General features: G+C 69.8%; 13 protein-coding genes and 1 pseudogene. 7 read left to right on the top strand and 7 right to left on the bottom strand.

Translation table 11 applies throughout. The annotated features are described in order from the left end of the window. Positions 1-42 precede the first annotated feature (42 nt). The gene (locus ACFWPS_RS13135; protein WP_383704228.1) at positions 43-639 is read left to right on the top strand and encodes a YceI family protein; all 597 of its coding nucleotides are present in this window, start codon (positions 43-45) and stop codon (positions 637-639) included. A gap of 102 nt (positions 640-741) precedes the next feature. Here the strand turns inward: ACFWPS_RS13135 and ACFWPS_RS13130 are convergent, their stop codons facing one another. Beyond that, the gene (locus ACFWPS_RS13130) at positions 742-1,425 is read right to left on the bottom strand and encodes a DUF899 family protein (RefSeq protein ID WP_383704226.1); all 684 of its coding nucleotides are present in this window, start codon (positions 1,423-1,425) and stop codon (positions 742-744) included. A 67-nt stretch (positions 1,426-1,492) separates the two neighbouring features. Continuing rightward, on the bottom strand, positions 1,493-2,980 hold the full coding sequence (locus tag ACFWPS_RS13125) for an ATP-binding protein (protein ID WP_383704224.1): 1,488 nt from the start codon (positions 2,978-2,980) through the stop codon (positions 1,493-1,495). Between the two features lie 147 nt (positions 2,981-3,127). Here ACFWPS_RS13125 and ACFWPS_RS13120 point away from each other — a divergent pair, with 147 nt between their 5' ends. Beyond that, entirely contained in the window at positions 3,128-5,473 is a 2,346-nt protein-coding gene (locus ACFWPS_RS13120; RefSeq protein ID WP_383704222.1) for a tetratricopeptide repeat protein, read from the top strand. Here the strand turns inward: ACFWPS_RS13120 and ACFWPS_RS13115 are convergent, their stop codons facing one another. Next, entirely contained in the window at positions 5,474-5,812 is a 339-nt protein-coding gene (locus ACFWPS_RS13115) for an ATP-binding protein (protein ID WP_383704220.1), read from the bottom strand. Between ACFWPS_RS13115 and ACFWPS_RS13110 the strand changes: the two are divergent. Continuing rightward, positions 5,811-6,245, top strand: a pseudogene (locus tag ACFWPS_RS13110) (Scr1 family TA system antitoxin-like transcriptional regulator); the annotation flags it as partial. The gene ACFWPS_RS13115 and the pseudogene ACFWPS_RS13110 overlap by 2 nt on opposite strands. Before the next feature lie 286 nt (positions 6,246-6,531). Further along, positions 6,532-7,836: a hypothetical protein gene (locus ACFWPS_RS13105; protein WP_383704322.1), complete on the top strand. Its 1,305-nt coding sequence runs from the start codon at positions 6,532-6,534 to the stop codon at positions 7,834-7,836. A 45-nt stretch (positions 7,837-7,881) separates the two neighbouring features. Here ACFWPS_RS13105 and ACFWPS_RS13100 read toward each other — a convergent pair whose 3' ends face one another. Then, on the bottom strand, positions 7,882-9,030 hold the full coding sequence (locus ACFWPS_RS13100; RefSeq protein ID WP_383704218.1) for an FUSC family protein: 1,149 nt from the start codon (positions 9,028-9,030) through the stop codon (positions 7,882-7,884). Positions 9,031-9,090: 60 nt separating this feature from the next. On the opposite strand from ACFWPS_RS13100, the gene ACFWPS_RS13095 reads away from it, so the two are divergent. Beyond that, positions 9,091-9,513, top strand: a complete 423-nt coding sequence (locus tag ACFWPS_RS13095; RefSeq protein WP_383704216.1) for a MarR family winged helix-turn-helix transcriptional regulator — start codon at positions 9,091-9,093, stop codon at positions 9,511-9,513. Positions 9,514-9,523: 10 nt separating this feature from the next. Here the strand turns inward: ACFWPS_RS13095 and ACFWPS_RS13090 are convergent, their stop codons facing one another. Beyond that, positions 9,524-10,888, bottom strand: a complete 1,365-nt coding sequence (locus tag ACFWPS_RS13090) for a hypothetical protein (protein ID WP_383704214.1) — start codon at positions 10,886-10,888, stop codon at positions 9,524-9,526. Positions 10,889-10,930: 42 nt separating this feature from the next. Next, entirely contained in the window at positions 10,931-13,942 is a 3,012-nt protein-coding gene (locus ACFWPS_RS13085) for a glycoside hydrolase family 3 N-terminal domain-containing protein (protein WP_383704212.1), read from the bottom strand. A gap of 145 nt (positions 13,943-14,087) precedes the next feature. On the opposite strand from ACFWPS_RS13085, the gene ACFWPS_RS13080 reads away from it, so the two are divergent. Beyond that, positions 14,088-15,959, top strand: a complete 1,872-nt coding sequence (locus ACFWPS_RS13080) for a ricin-type beta-trefoil lectin domain protein (protein WP_383704210.1) — start codon at positions 14,088-14,090, stop codon at positions 15,957-15,959. 7 nt (positions 15,960-15,966) lie between these two features. After that, positions 15,967-16,461, top strand: a complete 495-nt coding sequence (locus tag ACFWPS_RS13075; RefSeq protein WP_383704208.1) for a hypothetical protein — start codon at positions 15,967-15,969, stop codon at positions 16,459-16,461. 9 nt (positions 16,462-16,470) lie between these two features. Here ACFWPS_RS13075 and cimA read toward each other — a convergent pair whose 3' ends face one another. Beyond that, the gene (gene cimA / locus ACFWPS_RS13070) at positions 16,471-18,081 is read right to left on the bottom strand and encodes a citramalate synthase (RefSeq protein ID WP_383704206.1); all 1,611 of its coding nucleotides are present in this window, start codon (positions 18,079-18,081) and stop codon (positions 16,471-16,473) included. Positions 18,082-18,085 lie beyond the last annotated feature (4 nt).

Genomic DNA, 18,085 nt, shown 5'->3' with positions numbered 1-18,085 from the left:
CCACCGCTTCGAAGCCGCGACCCGTCCCCCAAGGAGCACCTCATGGGCATCTTCGGCCGCAAGAACGACGAAACGACCGCCGCCGGCACCGGCGCCGACACGGCCGCGCTGACCGGCGACTACACGGTCGACCCGGCGCACACCACGCTCGGCTTCGTGGCCCGCCACGCGATGGTCACGAACGTCAAGGGCAGCTTCCAGGAGTTCGAGGGCACCCTGCACCTGGACGGCGAGAACCCGTCGAAGTCCACGGCCTCGCTCGACATCAAGATGGACAGCATCACCACCGGCAGCCCCGACCGTGACGGTCACCTGAAGTCGGCGGACTTCTTCAAGATCGACGAGTTCCCGACGATGACCTTCCGCTCCACCGAGGCGGAGGCCCTCGGCGGCGAGGACTACCGCATCACCGGCGACCTCACGATCCTCGGCGTCACCCGGCCGGTCACCATCGACCTGGAGTTCAACGGCGCCGCCAAGGACCCGTTCGGCAACGAGCGCGTCGGCTTCGAGGGCAAGGCCGAGATCAAGCGCTCCGACTGGGGCGTCACCTGGAACGCGGCGCTGGAGACCGGTGGCGTCCTCGTCTCCGACAAGATCAAGCTGAACTTCGACATCTCGGCGATCAAGAACGCGTGAGCCCGCGGCGCCGGACCGCCGGCCCCGATCACGCCCGCTGAGCGCCGCCCTCCACTCCCCTGAGGGCGGCACTCGGCCATGTCCGGGCGTCCTGCGCGTGCCCTAGTAGTCGATGGTCGGGTACCAGTCGCCGCGCCCCCGCGGGGTGAGGTCGAGGAGGTGCCAGACGGACGCCAGCAGGTCGATACCGCGCTCCTGGATGTCGTCGGCCATGCGCGGATGGGCGGAGTAGGTGTGCCGGACGGTGCCGTCGCCCGCACGGGTGAAGACAGAGACCGTGGAGTCCTGCGCGCCGTCCTTGTCCTCACTGCCCAGGTCGTACTTGAACGTGCTGTTACCACAGCTGAGCAGCCGCAGCCGGTGCCAGCCGCGATCGCGGGCGTACTGGCGGAGGGCGGGCAGGTCGGCGGCCGCGGCGATGACGAAGTCCGCGTTCCGGGCCACGTGGTGGGCGATGCCGTTGTAGCCGTCGATCCACATCGTGCACATCGGGCAGGCGCCGGTCTGGAGCTTGCCGTACATGAAGTGATAGACGATCAGCGGCCGTTCGGGTCCGGAGAACAGCTCGCTCAACGCGACCTCGCGAACCGGGGTGTCCCCGGCGTCGAGGTCGCCGGGCCCCTCCAGGAAGACGTAGTCGTCGACGGCCGGCCCCTGCGGGAGCGCCCGCCGCAGCGCCGCGACCTCCTCCCGGCGCCGCATCAGCTCGATCTCGGCCAGCCGCAGCTCCTCACGGGCACCGAGATACTCCTCGGACTCCCCGACCAGCCTCGTCTGCCGCACCATCGCGTCCTCCTGGGGTGGGGTCCCCCCCCCTCATGACAGTCCTTCGAGTCTAGATCCAGGTCCTCGCTCACTCCCCCTCGTAGAGGCGCGCCAGGTCGACCAGCACCACCTCTCCTCGGTCCGCCGCGGCCCGGAGGTCGTCGGTGAACCCGGCTCCGCTGTAGCAGGCGAGCCGGACCGCGGACGTGTCGACTCCGCGTCCGGCCAGCAGCCTGGCGGCGTGACGCAGCCGTTCCAGGTGCCCCGGACCCATGACCTGATCCCACTTGGCCTCGCCCAGGGACAGTAGGACTCCGCTGTCCTGGCCCACAGCCCCTCGGACGACCACGTCGATCTCGTATCCGGTGCGCTCCGCCTGGTCCGGGACGGTCCCGTACGAGACATCGATCGGCATACCTCCGAAAGTCTCCGGAGCGGCGAAGTGGGCGACCCATTCGCGACAGATCTGTTCGAAGTGCGGTCCCACGACGGCGGAGAGGAACCGGGAACGAGAGCTCTCCCAGACCTGTTCCGCCAAGCCCCGGTCCAGCAAGGGGAGTTTGGGCCGGGAGATGGCATGGTCAAAGGCGATGAGCGGTTCGCCGACGCGGTAGACGCTGCGATTCCTGCGGAAGGCGTCCGTCTCCCGGCGTACCAGCCCGCAGTCCTGGAGGACCGTGAGGGGATGGGTGATGTCGCTGGTGGGCCGCTCCAGGCAGCCGGCGATCCGCCCCGCCGTGGCGTTGCCGGTCGCGAGCGCCGCGAGGACGGAGTGATACAGGGCCCGGTCCCGTAGGTCGGACTCGTCCGCCAGGAGGTAGCGGGCTTCACGGTAGAGCGGAGAGCGGGGCGAGAGCGCGGTACGACAGACCCAGGCGTCGAAGTCGGCCAGGTCGACAGGGGTGTCGTCGCGCACGAACTCCTTGCGATAGGCGGGAGTTCCGCCGACGACGCTGTGGACGAGGAGCGCGAGCCGGTGGTCGTCGATGCCCCAGAAAGCGGCGGCCTGGCGGAAGTCGAGCGGATGGACGACGAGTTCGAGACCGGCGCGGCCGCGAAGCGGCGAAGTGCCGCTGAGCAGCTTGCCCATGAAGGAGAGGGAGCTTCCGCAGAGAAGGAGGCGGGTACGGGAGTCGAGTCGCTCCGGCCGCCGCGGGCCGTACGCCACCTGGACGATCGAGGGCAGTGCGGGGGTCGCTCTGGCCAGGTACGGGAACTCGTCGATGACGACGGGCAGTGGCCGCTCCTTGCCCAGGGCGAGAAGCGCGTCGACGGCGTGTTCCCAGCGCTCGAACCGCATGGGCGCGATGCTCCCGCTGTACTGGCCGAGTTCCTCACCGAAGCGGCGCAGCGACTCGGCCTCCGTCGCCTCGTACGCACAGAAGTAGAAGCCTCCGGCGGCCCGGGCGAGCGAGTCGAGGAGGAAGGACTTTCCCTGGCGGCGCCGCCCGGAGACGACAGCCATGGTGGCCTCAGGCCCCTCGTCGGCCGCGAAGGCGGTGAGCTCACTCCACTCCCAGTCGCGGGCGAACATGTCGGGGGGTTTCGGGAGGTGGGGGAGAGGGCGGCGGGGCATGGGGGCTCCCTGGCGGCAAAGGTTTAGGGAAGTACATTTCCCGGAAGTACGCTTCCCTTAACGAGGCCTCATCGAGGAAGTCACGTCGGATCAGGCATGGGACCAGAATGGCCTGGGTCACACGGTCGAAGGGACGGGGGCGGACCGATGGGTGACGGGGACTACTTCGACTTCAGGGGCGGTGTCTTCCACGGTCCGGTCACCGGTGTAGGCGCGGCGACCGCCCCGTCGTCGGGCGGGGTGTCCAACCTGTTGGGCGCGCCCGCTGTCTTCACCGGGCGGGACGAGGAGACTCAGCAACTGCTGAACGTGCTCGATCCGACCTGTACGAGTGGCCATACGACTGTCTCCGCCGTCTCCGGGCTGCCCGGCGTCGGCAAGACGGCTCTCGCGATGCACGTCTCGCATGTGGCGCGGGATCAGAAGTGGTTCCCCGGGGGAGCGCTTTTCGTCGACCTTCACGGGTACGACGAAACGCCGGGCACGGCCGATGGCGCGGTGCTGTCGCTGCTCCGACAACTCGGTGTGCACGACGCCGACACGCTGCCGGTACCGGCCGATGACCTGTATGCACGGTACCGGCGCGAACTCGCGGCGCGCGAACCGGTGCTGATCATCCTCGACAACGCCAAGGACCCGGCACACATCACGCCTCTCCTGCCAGGTGAGGGCACCGGACATCGCGTCCTCATCACTTCAAGGGACGTGCAGGACTCCCTCCTGGTACGGCAGTTCACCATCGATGCCCTGACTCCTGACGCCGCCTGCCTCCTCCTCGACCGGTCACTGCGCGGGCGCGATCCCGACGACCACCGCGTCCTGGAGGAGCCCGACGCGGCACGCGAACTGACCGAACTCTGCGGGCGCCTGCCACTCGCCCTGCTGATCGCCGTAGCGCTGTTACGACGCCGCGGACAACGCCCGATCGTCACGCTGACCGCCGAGCTGCGAGACGCGGCCGACCGGGTGCGGGCGCTGCGGTTCGACGGTGTGGACCAGTACCGGCGGGAGCTCACCTTGCATCCGGTCTTCGACGTCATGTACCAGCACCTGGATCCCGAACTCGCAAGGATTTTCCGCCTGTTGGGGCAGGCGCCCACTCCTCACATCTGGCAGGCAACGGCCGCGGCGCTCGCGGACCTGGCCCCGAACGACGTGGCGCTCTTGCTGGACGATCTGGCAGCCGCATCTCTCGTCACCGTGGATCCCCCGGGCAGTTACGTCCGGATGCACGACCTGGTGCACTTGTACGCCCACAGCCTTTCGGCTGAAGATCCTGAACTCCGGCATGAGGCAGCCGGGGCTCGACGACGACTCCTCGGCCTGTACGACACCTACGTGCTGGCCGCCGACCAGTGCATACGGCAGGTGTCCTATGGCGAGATCCCCGACGTTTTCTCGGGCAGCGACCAGCTCGCACTGCAATGGCTCTCCCAGGAGCGTCAGTCACTCCTCAGTGCCGTGTCCTGGACCTCCGCCGACGATCCCGACGAGTCGGGACGAGCCATGTCCCTGGCTCTCAACCTCTGTGGATACCTTATCCAGTGGTACTACTTCTCCGACGGACTCGAAGCGGCTCAGGCCGCCCATGCCGCCGCGCTTGCCCTGAACAGGGACGAGTGGATCGCCCAAGCGTGCAACGCGTTGGGAGCATGCCTACGAGGTCTGGGCCGAGGCGAAGAAGCGCTTGAGTACCTTTACCGCGCCCAGCGTGCTTTCGCCGCGTTGAACGAACCGGGCCAGGAGGCCGGAGCGTGGGACATCATCGGGAGCACTCTGGTCGGGCTGGAACGGTTCGCCGAAGCCGTCCAAGCCCACAAACGAAGCCTCCACGTCTACGCAGCGTTGGGCGATCGACGCATGGAAGCCAATGCCCGGGTCAACTACTGCGCCACGCTTATACAGCTGGGACGATGGGATGAGGCGCAAGAGGCCCTTGTCGGAGCCCTCGACATCCACGTCGCCATCGGCCACAAGGTCGGAGAGGCGGCCGCTCGCGCCTACCTGGGTGCCGCACTGCAAAAGGCGGATCGCGCCGAGGAAGCCTTGGAGCAATTCCTGAAGGCGGCAGCCCTGTACGGCGAACTCGGCAATGTGCACGGCCAAGTCGCAGTGTGGTTCCCTGCAGCGGAAATCCTGTACGAATTTGAGCAATTCGAATCAGCACTCGCCATAGGAGTGTACTTGCAGCAGACCAGCATCTCGCTGGGGGATCGTGGCGGTGAGGCGAGAGCCTCCCTCCACATCGGCCACTCGCTCCTGCAACTTGGACACTTCTCAGAAGCACTGGCAGCACATCGGTGCGCCCATACCCTCTATGAGGCACGCAACGACTGGCTCGGAGTGGGACAGGCCCTGCTGGGCATCGCGACCGACCACAAGAACCTGGGCGATGACGCGGCAGCCCTAGAGGCCGCTGCGGGAGCCGCCGAGGCGTACGAGCGCGCCGGCAACGATGCGGAGGCCACGCGGATCCGCAGCTTGATCGGGTAATCACCGGCAGAGACCGAACTCGCACCACACCACCTTCCCCGGCTCCCGCTCCCCCACCCCCCATTTGTCCGCGAGCAGGGTGACGATCAGCAGGCCCCGGCCGTGTTCCGACTCCGGAGACATGTCACCGAAGCGGAGTTCACCCGGGCCGCTGTCGTGGACCTCGGTGCGGAGGACTCCGTCGGGGTGCAGGGCCAGCCGGAGGCGGAAGCCCCGGCCCGGGGGCACTCCGTGGAGCACCGCGTTGGTGGTCAGTTCGCTCACGCAGAGCAGTACGTCGTCCGCTCGCGGGCCGACCCCCCAGCCGGCCAGGGCCGTGCGCGTGAAGTCGCGTGCCATGCACGTGGCGAGGAAGCCCAAGAAGGTCGGTTCGTGGCACGCGGTCGGTGCACTCGTCGCCCACTACCGGAAACAGGCGCGGCTCACGCAGGAGCGGTTCGCCGAGCTCGCGAACCTGCACGTCGACACAGTGGGCTCCGTCGAGCAGGGGCGGCTTGCCCTTCAGCCGGATCGGGCGGACCAGTTCGACGAACTGCTTGGAACGGGCGGGGCGTTGGCCGTCCTGGTAACGAAGATGCCGGTGCGGGAGCGGATTGTTCAGTTCGCGCAGGGGCTGGTCGACCACGAGCAGGAGGCGGTCGGCATCCTGTCGTACGAGACCCAGGTTGCACCCGGGCTGCTGCAGACCAGGGACTACTCCCGCGCTGTGTTCGGCCCGCCACCTGGACCGCCTTCCTCGGGCATACGGCCAAGTGACCGTCGCCCGACTGTGCGGCTGAGGACCCAAGGCGCTGGGCGAGGATGCCACCGACCGGAAGGCGGTTATGCCCGCCATAGCCCAGAGTCGACGGGCGTATGCCCTCGATCTTCGCGGTCACGGCCGAAGCGACCGGCCGGGGGACGAGTAAGTCCGAAGGCTCCGGCGCGGCGTGGCATCCAGGCGCTCCGAGTCCCGGCCCAGACCCGCCTGCGTCGTGCAGGTGAACCGCCGCTCGGACTCAGGGAACACCCGGGCCCGCAGCATTGTCGGCCGCACGGCCTGGCTACTCTTCACTGCCATGCACATACCAATCGCACAGCGGACACTCAGGATTCACCTGTCGGTCGGACTCACCCTGGGATTACTCCTGCTCATGCTGGCGAGAGCACAGCCGGCCGCGGCGGCCAGCACCCTGGACCCGATATCCGACCCCGGCAGGATGACCCTCACAGCCGGGGACTTCGCGTCTCGCTGGCGCGCCATCGACGCCGTCGAGGCGAGCGGCAAGGTGACTGCGTACGACTCGCTGGCGCCCCTGCTCAGCGGGAACGGGCACAGCGGCCGCCCGTACCTGTGCCACGGCAACCAGAACCTCAACACGTCCTACCGCGTCGACGGCTTCTGCTGGGAGCAGGCGGACGACACCACCGGCGGCTGGGTGCCCCAGGGCATCACCGGATCGCATGACGCCCAGCCCGACGGCAAGTGGCTCGGCAAGTACGTCTACATCGCGTCCTGGCACAGCAGGAACACCGGCAGCGACGAGTTCGCCCGGATCTCCGTCGTGGACAACGACGGCGGAGACCACACGATCTACAACCACATCATGCTGGTCGATCCCTATATGGAGACCCAGACCACAGGGAACTTCCAGGCCGTGGGCGCCGCCGGCAGCCCGTTCGCCGGTCACGCCGACGGTATCGCCTGGTACGGCAACAGGCTGTTCGTGGCGAGCGGACACCAGATCCAGGTCTACGACCTGCGCCACCTGTGGCAGATGTCGGACAACACGCGCGAGTCCGTCGGGATCAGCGACGGCAAGTCCTCCGCCCGCTGGCACAACTGGGCCCTGCCCATGATCGGTTTCTACGACAACGGAACCAAGGGCGATCCCTGCACGGACCTCGACCCGTGCATGACCTCCCTCAGCCTCGACCGCACCGGTACCGACGGGCTCATCACGTCCGAGTTCCGCCGTTCGGCAGGCGGTGCCCCGGTCGTGCGCTGGCCGCTGAACGCCGCAGACACGCTGCTCGACACGGACGGCACGACCAATTACGAGGGCACCGTCCACGCCACAGCCGGCTACCGGACCCCGGTCTGGGGGGTGCAGGGAGCGGCGACCGACGGCACATACTTCTACTTCAGCGGCACCTGCCCGGAATACGCGGACCGGGACCCCAACGACCAGGCGACCGCCGACCTTCCGTACTGCATCCACTGGGCGAAGCCCGGCAGCGCGCCGCACGTGCTCACGTACGGCCCTCCGCTCATCCAGAACCTCTCCTGGGCCCCCTCATCCGGCCGCTTGTGGGGCATCAATGAACGCATAGCCCCAGCGCCGGGGGTCCGTTCGGTGTTCTCCCTCGACCCGCCCAACTGAAATCCGTCCGACGGCCCTCGGTCCGAAAACCGGGGGCCGCCACCCTCACCCGGGTTGGTCCCCGCGTGCCCCATCCCGGAGTTCTGGTGACAACAAGGCTGCCTCGGTGACAGCTGTCGCGCTTCGGCTCAACCGGTCGGGCCGCTGCCGTGCCTCGGGGCGTGCCGTCGCCCTTCTGTGCGGCACCGGCAGCAGCCACCACGCCGAGGCCACCGCGAGGACCGCACCCACCGCGATGGCCGCCAGGCGGGTCGGCAGCAGGGATTCCGCGTTCTGGCCGAAGTAGCCGAGGAGGAGGGAGAGGGCCGTGGTCATGCCGGCCGCCCAGTAGGCGTAGTTGAGGGGGCGCAGCCACAGGGCGACGGCCAGGACGGCGAACATCAGGACCACCGAGAGGCGGCCCGTGACGCCCGCCTCCGCCACCGCCGTCGCCAGGAGTGTGCCCACGCACGCCCCGGCCAGGCGTTCGATCCCCTTGCGCAGGACGTCGGTCCGGCCCCGGTTGCCGCTCGCTGCGACGTACGCGGTCAGGACGGCCCACGGCCAGTGGTTGCCGAAGAGGAAACGGCCCAGTACGAAGGCGGTTGCCATGGCCGCCGCCATCTGCAGGGCCATGCGGGTGCTCGGGCGTGGGTGGAGGCGGGAGCGGCGTGGGGGCGCGTCGGGGGTCGGGGTCGCGTGCCGGGGGCCGTAGCGGTCGCCCAGGGCCTGTACCAGCCACACCGAGCAGCACGCCATGAACCCGATCAGCGCGGACCAGCCCCAGGTCACAAGGCCGTTCTGCGCCGCGGCCGGCAGTGCGGGACCGGGGACCACCAGCAGGGCCACCAGGGGGAGGGCCAGCAGCGTGCCCGCCTTGGTGGCGGCCGGGCCGTAGCGGCGGATCCAGATGGCCAGTGCCATCCCGGCCGTGTAGACGGCCGCGCCCGCCGCGTAGTGCGAGGCGAGCAGCCGCCCGACGAAGATCGAGGCGGCGGCGGTCACGGGCAGCAGCACCAGCGCCGTCAGCCGTCGGCGGGTGTCGGCGGTGCGCTGGCTGGAGGCGAGGGTCAGGGTCAGGGCGACCGCGAGGACCAGCACGTCGGTGTGCAGCCCGGCAGCCCCCTCCAGCACCAGCGCGGCTCCCCAGGAGAGCAGAACGGCAGTCATCGTCAGCCCGGCTTCGTACGCGTTGCGTATGAGTTTGGCGGTCACATGGCCGATGGTACGGGCAATCAAGCAGTAGATAGTAAGTAATCGCGTACGATCTGGCTTATGGAACACCTCGCCGAAGCAGCCCGTATCCGCCGTGCCGTCCTCCGGTTCAACCGTCGGCTGCGGCAGGAGCGCGGAGACGGGAGCCTCAGTGCCAATCAGCTGACGGTGCTCGGCCATCTGTACCGGCACGGGCCGTCCACGCCCGGCGAGGTCGCGGCGGCCGAGCGGCAGCGGCCGCAGTCGCTGACCCGGGTCTTCGCGGAGCTGGAGGCGGAGGGGCTGGTCGGACGGGCACCGGACCCGTCCGACCGGCGGCAGTCCGTGCTGAGCCTGACCGGGGCGGGGCGGGGCGCGCTGGAGGCCGACATGGCCCAGCGGGACGCCTGGCTGGCCGAGGCGTTCGGGACGTTGGGCGAGACCGAACGCGGGGTGCTGCTGCTCGCCGCCGGTGTGCTGGAGCGGCTGGGGGACCTGGCGTAGCCGGCGCGGCTCAGAAACCGCCGCCGAAGTCCCCGCCGTCCCCGCCCCCGCCGCCGAAGTCGCCGCCTCCGCCGAAGTCCCCGAAGTCCCCGGGGTCGAAGTCCGCGCCCGACACGTCGCCGCCCTGGTAGCCGCCGGCGCCGAAGTCGCCGTATCCGGTGCCGTAGTCGGCCGCGTAGGCGGGCGCGGACATCCAGCCGCCCAGGGCGGTGCCGAGGAGGAGGCCGGGGAGGATGCCGCCGCCGAAGTAGCCGCCCGCCCAGGGGCCGTAGGCCGGGCCCGCGTCCCAGTAGGGGCGGCGGCCCTGGCCGGTGTCGACCTCGCGGACCACCGGGTCGCGGCCGTCGGCCAGGCGGGTGGCGTCGGCCGCGCAGACCGGGACCTCACGGGGCGCGCCGCCGGGCGGGGTCCAGGTGGCGTCCGTGACCGAGGGGCCGTGCCGGGGGTCGAAGAAGCAGGGCGGGCGGCGCTCCGGGAGCGGGCGGCGCTCGCGGCGGGCGGCCAGCTGGGCGAGCGAGAAGCGGCCGTCCTCCAGTGCCTGGGTGACCCCGCGGACGTCCTCCGGTCTGCGGGCGCCGGCCATGGCGGACTTCGCCTGGTCGTAGGCGTTCAGCGCGCGCTCGTAGTCGGCGCGCATCGCGTCGTCGGCGCCCGGCTCGGCCGGGTGGAAGTCGAGGCGGTCCAGTTCCTCGCCGAACGCGGTGATGTCCTCGTCGACGACCACCCGGAGCCGGTCCAGAGCCGCCCGCTGCTCCTCCTCGTGGCGCCGGCGGTTGCGGCGGACCAGGGCGTACCCGCCCGCCCCGCCCGCCACCACCACGGCTCCGATCGCGATCAGCGCCGTACTGGAGACTCCCGAGCCGCCCGTGCTGCCGCCGCCCCAGGACGAGGGCGCTTTGCCGCCCATGTTGGTCAGGGCGCGGTCGGTGAAGTCGGTCAGCTGGGTCTTGGCGCTCTCGCCCTGGACGCTGGTGACCAGGTTCTGCACGGCCGTCCGGGACAGCACCGACGAGTCGGCGCGGGCGTCGAAGCGGTCGCCGAGGCGGATCGCGTAGAGGCCGGTGATGCCGGTGGCGGTGCGCAGGTTCGTGAAGAGGTTCTGGGTGGGGTAGTCGGATGGCAGGACGGCGATGAACAAGGGCTTGTTCGCGTCCTTGATCTGCCGGGCCAGCCTGTCGGCGTCGGCCGTGGGGAGCTGGGCCGCGGCCGCCGGGTCGACGTACACCGGGTTCTTGCGGAGGGCGTCCGCGATCGCCGAGACGCCGGTGACCGCGGTCGCCCGCGGGGCGGACGCGGTCAGGGCGACCAGCGCCAGCGCGAACGCCAGGAACAGCAGCCCCGGGAGGCTTCGGGTGGTCCGTCGCACCGCCTTCATGCTTCGAAACTACCCCGAAGCCCCCCGAGGAGCGCGGTCCTCCTACGCTGCCCGGTACGCCTCCGTCAGCTTCTCCACCGCCGCCGCGTACTTGCCGGTCAGCAGCAGGTGGTCCGCGTCGGCGAAGGGCTTGGAGACGGCGGCCGTGATGGACTGCCCGATCTTCGCCTGGACCAGCAGCCGCGCCCTGGCGACCAGCTTCCGGCCGGCCGCGTCGGCGCCCGCCCGTTCAGCCGCCCCGGCCGCCACGCCGAGCGACTTCAGGGTGGCCTCGCCGCCCTTGGGAGCCTTGGTCAGGGTGGTCAGACCCCAGCCGTAGGGGTACTGCGGGTCGTACGACGCGTCGCCCACGTTGATCGGCAGCTGCGTCTCGGACTTCGGCCAGGTGACCGGGAGCTGCCCGGTGAAGGCCTTCTTTCCGTAGAGGACGTCGGCCACGCCGTCGCCCTCGGTGCCCGGCAGCCAGGACGCCACCAGGGAGTCGATCTCGCCGAGCCGGTCGCCGATCAGCTGCGGGCGCCCGGAGACGATCAGCACCGCGCACTTCATGGCCGCGCACACCTTGTCCACGGCGGCCTGGTCGGCCGGGGTCAGTGCCAGGTCGTTTCCGTTGCCGACGTCTCCGACGCCCTCGGCGTACGGGGTCTCGCCGACCACGACCACCCCCACGTCGTAGCCGCTCGTCGGCGCCGAGGCGTCCTTGGAGTAGGTGACGTCTCCCCCGGCGTTCTTCATGCCCTGGAGGATGGTGGTGCCGGTGGTGTGGGTGCCGGAGGCGCCCTGCCAGGTGAGGGTCCAGCCGCCGGTCTGGTTGCCGAGGTCGTCGGCGTTGGACCCGGCGACGTACACCTTCTGCGACTCCTTCAGGGGCAGGACGCTGTCGGAGTTCTTCAGCAGCACCTGCGACTCGGCGGCCGCCTGCCGGGCCACGGCCCGGTGCTTGGCGGAGCCGATCTGCGCGGCGCCGGAGGTGTCGGCGTACGGGTGCTCGAAGAGGCCCAGCTTGAACTTCTGGGTGAGGATGCGGGAGACCGCGTCGTCGATGCGCTGCTCGCTGACGGTGCCCGCCTTGACCTGGTCGGTCAGGCTCGCCGTGAAGTCCTTGTAGCCGTACGGGACCATCATCATGTCGACGCCCGCGTTGACGGCCGTGCGCACGTGGGCGGCGTAGTCGCCGGGGAGCTGGTCCATGGCGTTCCAGTCGCTGATCACGAAGCCCTGGAAGCCCATCTGCCCCTTGAGCACCCCGTTGATCATGTCGGCGCGGGCGTGCATCTTCACCGGGCCCTGGCCGTCGCCGACGATGTCCAGCGAGGAGTAGGAGGGCATGACGGTGCCGATGCCCCGGTCCACGGCGGTCTGGAACGGTGCCAGGTGGACGGCCTCCAGCTGCTGCCGGGTGACCGTGGTGACGCCCTGGTCGATCGTGTACGACCCGGTCGTGGACGAGCCGTAGGCGGTGCCGCCGTCGCCGACGAAGTGCTTGGCGGTGGCGAGGACCTTGTCGTCGTCCTTGAGGTCGCGTCCGTCGGCGCGGCCCTGGAGGCCCTGGATGATGGTCTCCATGGACTTCACCAGGGCCGGGTCCTCGCCGAAGGACTCGTAGGAGCGGCCCCAGCGTTCGTCACGGCTGACGCAGAGGCAGGGCGCGAAGTCCCAGGGGATGCCGGTGGCGCGGACCTCGGAGGCCGTCACCGCGCCGGTCTTCTCGGCGAGCCCGGGGTCGCGGGTGGCGCCGATGCCGATGTTGTGCGGCATGATCGTGGCGCCGGCCAGGTTGTTGTGCCCGTGCACCGCGTCGACGCCGTAGATCAGCGGGATCTGGTAGCGGGTGGCCTGTGCCCGGAGCTGGAAGGAGTCGATCATCTGCGCCCACGCCGCGGCCGTGTTGGGCGTGGGGGTCGAGCCGCCGCCGGAGAGCAGCGAGCCGAGGTCGTAGGCGGAGACGTCACCGCCGGTCCCCACCGCGCCGCGTTCGGCCTGGGTCATCTGGCCGACCTTCTCCTCCAGGGACATCCTGGAGAGGAGATCGGCGACCCGCTTCTTCACGGGCAACTTGCTGTCCAGGTACGGCAGTCCATGGGCGTCGATGACCACCTGCGGGGTCTCGGCCGGGGCCTTGGCGCCGGTGACCGTGAGCTTCAGCGGGATGGTCTCCGCCGACTCGGCCGAACGGTCCTTCAGCGTCGGCACCTTGATGGTCTGCGTGGCCCCGGAGGCCGTGCCCGCCGGGAAGGTGAGGGTGCCGGAGACCGCCTGGTAGTCCTTGCCGGCGTCGGCGGTCCCGCCGGACGTCGCGTAGGCGACGGTGACCGGGTCGTCGATGGGGGCGGAGCCGGTGGTCGCGACGGTGACCTTCACGGTCGCCGTGCCACCCTCCTTGACCGGGTAGACGGCCGCGTCGGTGGTGACGGAGGCCCGCAGGGCCTGGTCGGCCTTGCCGTACAGCTCCACGTCGTCCATGGCGAACTGGCCCTTGACCCCGACGGGGAGGGTGACCGCGTAGCCCCACATCTGGGTCAGGCCGAGGACGTGGTCGATGCCGCCGACGGGCTGGTAGTCGGTCCGGTAGACGAAGTCCGTGAACGGGATCTCGATCTGCTTCCAGCCGGTGAAGTCGTCGGTGAAGGACGTCGTCCACAGCTCGGAGGCCTCGCCGTTGGTGCCGCCGTCCTTGATCTCGAAGGCGATCTTCTTGCCGTTGTCCTGGCCGTCCCACCAGAAGCGGATGCCCTTGTGGGCGGACCAGTCGTGGGCGGGCTCGGCTGCGGCGTAGTCGTGGGTGAAGCCGCCGTAGCCGCTGATGTCGTACGTCCCCGCGAGGACCTTGGCGCCCTCGGGGGCGTCGGCGCGGTCGGCGAACTGGAGTGCGGGCGGGTCGTCGCTGTCGCTTCCCCAGGTGAAGATGCCCTCGGCGGGCTGGGAGGCGAACGGGACCTCGCCCTCGAAGCGGTCGACGGGAGTGGGGGCCGGGTCGTCGGCGGCGCTGGCGGCCGACAAAGGGATCAGGGCTGCGAGTAGGGCGGTGGAGACGAGCAGGGCGGCTCTTGGCATGGACCTTCCCTCGACTCTCTGGTTCACTCGGGGCTCTCACAGTTCACTCATGGCTTAGATCACGTCGTGAGTTAACTAACGGCTCGCACACCCGTCAAGACGTCCCGTCAGGAAGGGCGATGTGCCCATGAGAAGCACCCCCCACATGCCGACGAGAAGAACACCCCGCAGTCTGCGGCTGCTCCTGGCCGGACTGCTCACCGCGGCCGGTTTCAGCGCCGTCGTGCCGCCGGCGCACGCGGCCGGTGAGCAGGTCACCGCGTACCTCACCACCACCGACGACTCCGCCGGACGCCATGTCACCCGCGCTCTCCAGGCGCAGACGCCGTTCGCCTTCTCCTCCGGAACCGGCGGCAGCGGCACGAACATCACCGTCGACGAGAACACCCGCTACCAGACCTTCACCGGCGGCGGCGCGTCCTTCACGGACACCGCGGCCTGGCTGATGAACAGCAGCGGGGCGCTGTCCCAGGCCACCCGGGACGCCACCATGCAGAAGCTGTTCTCGCCGACGAACGGGATCGGGCTGTCGTTCCTGCGCAATCCGATGGGCGCCTCCGACCTGGCGCGGTACGGGTACACGTACGACGACGTGGCCGCCGGGCAGACCGACCCGAACCTCAACAGCTTCTCCATCTCGCACGACCTCGCGGACGTCGTGCCGCTGACCAAGCAGGCGCTCCAGCTGAACCCCTCTCTGACTGTCATGGCCTCGCCATGGACGGCGCCGGCCTGGATGAAGGACAGCGGCTCGCTGAACGGGGGCTGGCTCAAGTCGGAGGACTACGCCGCCTACGCCGCGTACTTCGTGAAGTACCTCCAGGCGTACCAGGCGCAGGGCGTCAACGTCTCCTACGTCACCCCGCAGAACGAGCCCACCTGCTGTTCCGGCTACCCGTCGATGAGCTGGAACGCGTCCGGGCTGCAGTACTTCCTCAAGAACGACCTGCTGCCGCAGCTCCAGTCGGCCGGCCTGTCCACCAAGGTCCTCGCGCACGACTGGAACTGGGACGTGTACGACTCCTACGCGGCCGCGCTCGTCAACGACTCGACGATCCGCAACCACCCCAACTTCGGCGGGATCGCCTGGCACGGCTACGGCGGTGACGTCTCCGAGCAGACCACCGTGCACAACCAGTACCCCACGCTGGACGCCTTCGGCACCGAGCACTCCGGCGGCACCTGGGTCGCCAACCAGCAGAAGGAGGACATGTCCAACATCATCGACTACACCCGTAACTGGGCGAAGTCGGTGACCAAGTGGTCGCTGGCCGTGGACCAGAACATGGGCCCGCACAACGGCGGCTGCGGCACCTGCACCGGCCTGATCACCGTGCACAACGGGGACGGCGCCAGCGGGACGGTCGACTACACCGTCGAGTACTACGACATGGGCCACCTGACCAAGTTCGTACGGCCGGGCGCGCAGCGGATCGCCTCCACCGCGTCCACCGCCGTACCGAACGTGGCCTGGCGCAACCCGGACGGCTCGAAGGCGCTGATCGCCTACAACGACTCGTCGAGCGCACAGACGGTGACCATCAACTGGGGTACCCAGCACGCCACTTACTCGCTCCCCGGCAAGACCTCGGCGACCTTCACCTGGTCCGGCACCCAGTCGGGCGGCTCCGGCCAGACCGGCGCCTTCGTGGGGCTGGCGAGCAAGTGCCTGGACGTGGCGGGCGGTTCGACCACCAACGGCACGGCCGTCCAGCTCTACGACTGCAACGGCTCCACCGCCCAGCAGTGGACCGTGCAGTCCGACGGGACGGTCCGGGCGCTCGGCAAGTGCCTCGACGTGACGTCGGCCTCGACGGCGGACGGGGCCAAGGTGCAGTTGTACGACTGCAACGGAACCGGTGCGCAACAGTGGTCGTACAACTCTTCGACCGGTGATGTGGTGAACACGGCGGCGAACAAGTGCCTGGACGTCACCGGCAACTCGTCGGCGAACGGGACCCGGGCACAGATCTGGTCGTGCACGGGCGCCGCCAACCAGAAGTGGCACCTGCAGTAGGAGCGCCATGAGACGTACCACGGGGGCGGCGGCCGTGCTGGGCACGGCCGCCGGTGCGTTGCTGTTGAGCGGGTGCGGGGCGGTCGAGCTGCCGCTGGCCGCGGTGCGGGTGGGGGCGAACGGGATGCCGCACGCGATCATCCGGCCGTGCGGTGACGACCGGATCGAGGGGCTGTCGCTGACCGGCACCCGGGCCCGGGACGGCTCCGGGCGCGACCTGTCCGGTTGGCGGGTCGACGACACGCTGCGGACCGGTGACGCGAGCTTCCCGCTCTTCGACCCGCCGGCCGACTGGCACGCCCGGCACGCCGGGACGCAGCGCACGGTGGCCGCGTACACCTATCAACTCGGCTTCATGAAAGGCGAGTTCAACTACGACTACAGCACGACGCTGACGTTCCGCACGACCGACCTGGCGAAGCTGAAGCCCGGCCAGGTCTGGGCCGACGGCCGGGTGATGAGCCTCGGCGAGTTCGAGAAGCTCGCCGAGGACTCCTGCTGAACCGGGGGCCTACTCCGCCGGTTCGACGCCGGCGCGCAGCAGGCCGTACGTGTACGCGTCCTCCAGGGCCTGCCAGGAGGCGGCGATGACGTTCTCCGCGACGCCGACCGTCGACCACTCGGCGCTGCCGTCGGAGGTGGAGATCAGCACGCGGGTCGTGGACTCGGTGCCGTGCTTGCCCTCCAGGATGCGGACCTTGTAGTCGACCAGGTCCAGCTTGGCGAGCTGCGGGTAGATCTTTTCGAGGCCCACGCGCAGGGCGCGGTCGAGGGCGTTGACCGGGCCGTTGCCCTCGGCCGTGGCGACGATGCGCTCGCTCTTGGCCCAGAGCTTGACCGTGGCCTCGTTGGCGTGGGTGCCGTCGGGGCGGTCCTCGACGATGGCCCGCCAGGACTCGACGCGGAAGTACGAGCGCGGCCCGCCCTCGACCTCGGCGCGCAGCAGGAGCTCGAAGGAGGCGTCGGCGGCCTCGTAGGTGTAGCCCTGGAGCTCACGCTCCTTGACCCGCTCGACGACGCGGCCGACCAGTTCGCGGTCGCCGCCGAGGTCGACGCCGAGTTCCTTGCCCTTGAGCTCCACCGAGGCGCGGCCGGCCATGTCGGAGACCAGCATGCGCATGGTGTTGCCGACCAGCTCGGGGTCGATGTGCTGGTACAGGTCCGGGTCGACCTTGATCGCGGAGGCGTGCAGACCGGCCTTGTGGGCGAAGGCGGAGACACCCACGTAGGGCTGGTGGGTGGAGGGCGTGAGGTTGACGACCTCGGCGATGGCGTGCGAGATACGGGTCATCTCGCGGAGCCGGCCCTCCGGCAGCACCTTCTTGCCGTACTTCAGCTCCAGGGCGGCGGCCACCGGGAACAGGTTGGCGTTGCCGACCCGCTCGCCGTAGCCGTTCGCCGTGCACTGGACGTGGGTGGCACCGGCGTCCACGGCGGCCAGGGTGTTGGCGACCGCGCAGCCGGTGTCGTCCTGGGCGTGGATGCCGAGCCGGGCGCCGGTGTCCGCGAGGACGGTGGAGACGACGGCGTTGACCTGCGCGGGGAGCATGCCGCCGTTGGTGTCGCAGAGGACGACCACGTCGGCGCCCGCCTCGGAGGCGGCCCGCACGACGGCCTTGGCGTACTCGGGGTTGGCGCGGTAGCCGTCGAAGAAGTGCTCGCAGTCGACGAAGACCCGGCGGCCCTGGTCCTTCAGGAAGGACACCGTGTCGCGGACCATCTCCAGGTTCTCGTCGAGGGTGGTGCGCAGCGCCAGCTCGACATGCCGGTCGTGGGACTTGGCGACCAGTGTGATCACCGGGGCGCCGGACTCCAGCAGCGCCCTGACCTGGGGGTCCTCGGCCGCCTTGGCGTTCGCCCGGCGGGTGGCGCCGAAGGCGACCAGCTGGGCGTGCTTGAAGTCGATCTCCTGCTGGGCGCGGGCGAAGAACTCGGTGTCCCGGGGGTTGGCGCCCGGCCAGCCGCCCTCGATGAAGCCCACGCCGAAGTCGTCCAGGTGCCGTGCGATGGCCAGCTTGTCCGCGACGGTGAGGTTGATGCCCTCGCGCTGCGCGCCGTCGCGCAGCGTGGTGTCGAAGACGTGGAACGAGTCGTCCAGCTCGTGGGTTTCCGTCTCGGTCATGGTC

The sequence above is a fragment of the Streptomyces sp. NPDC058457 genome, from assembly GCF_042720695.1.
Taxonomy (GTDB): Bacteria; Actinomycetota; Actinomycetes; order Streptomycetales; family Streptomycetaceae; genus Streptomyces.
Note: the sequence above shows the minus strand (reverse complement) of the source record. Positions and strands in the feature narration are given on the sequence as shown.

Bases quoted from the DNA above. Each gene is read 5' to 3' on its own strand.
- ACFWPS_RS13135 (WP_383704228.1), top strand. From the start codon at position 43: ATGGGCATCTTCGGCCGCAAGAACGACGAAACGACCGCCGCCGGCACC.
- ACFWPS_RS13130 (WP_383704226.1), bottom strand. From the start codon at position 1,425: ATGGTGCGGCAGACGAGGCTGGTCGGGGAGTCCGAGGAGTATCTCGGT.
- ACFWPS_RS13125 (WP_383704224.1), bottom strand. From the start codon at position 2,980: ATGCCCCGCCGCCCTCTCCCCCACCTCCCGAAACCCCCCGACATGTTC.
- ACFWPS_RS13120 (WP_383704222.1), top strand. From the start codon at position 3,128: ATGGGTGACGGGGACTACTTCGACTTCAGGGGCGGTGTCTTCCACGGT.
- ACFWPS_RS13115 (WP_383704220.1), bottom strand. From the start codon at position 5,812: ATGGCACGCGACTTCACGCGCACGGCCCTGGCCGGCTGGGGGGTCGGC.
- ACFWPS_RS13105 (WP_383704322.1), top strand. From the start codon at position 6,532: ATGCACATACCAATCGCACAGCGGACACTCAGGATTCACCTGTCGGTC.
- ACFWPS_RS13095 (WP_383704216.1), top strand. From the start codon at position 9,091: ATGGAACACCTCGCCGAAGCAGCCCGTATCCGCCGTGCCGTCCTCCGG.
- ACFWPS_RS13090 (WP_383704214.1), bottom strand. From the start codon at position 10,888: ATGAAGGCGGTGCGACGGACCACCCGAAGCCTCCCGGGGCTGCTGTTC.
- ACFWPS_RS13085 (WP_383704212.1), bottom strand. From the start codon at position 13,942: ATGCCAAGAGCCGCCCTGCTCGTCTCCACCGCCCTACTCGCAGCCCTG.
- ACFWPS_RS13080 (WP_383704210.1), top strand. From the start codon at position 14,088: ATGCCGACGAGAAGAACACCCCGCAGTCTGCGGCTGCTCCTGGCCGGA.
- ACFWPS_RS13075 (WP_383704208.1), top strand. From the start codon at position 15,967: ATGAGACGTACCACGGGGGCGGCGGCCGTGCTGGGCACGGCCGCCGGT.
- cimA (WP_383704206.1), bottom strand. From the start codon at position 18,081: ATGACCGAGACGGAAACCCACGAGCTGGACGACTCGTTCCACGTCTTC.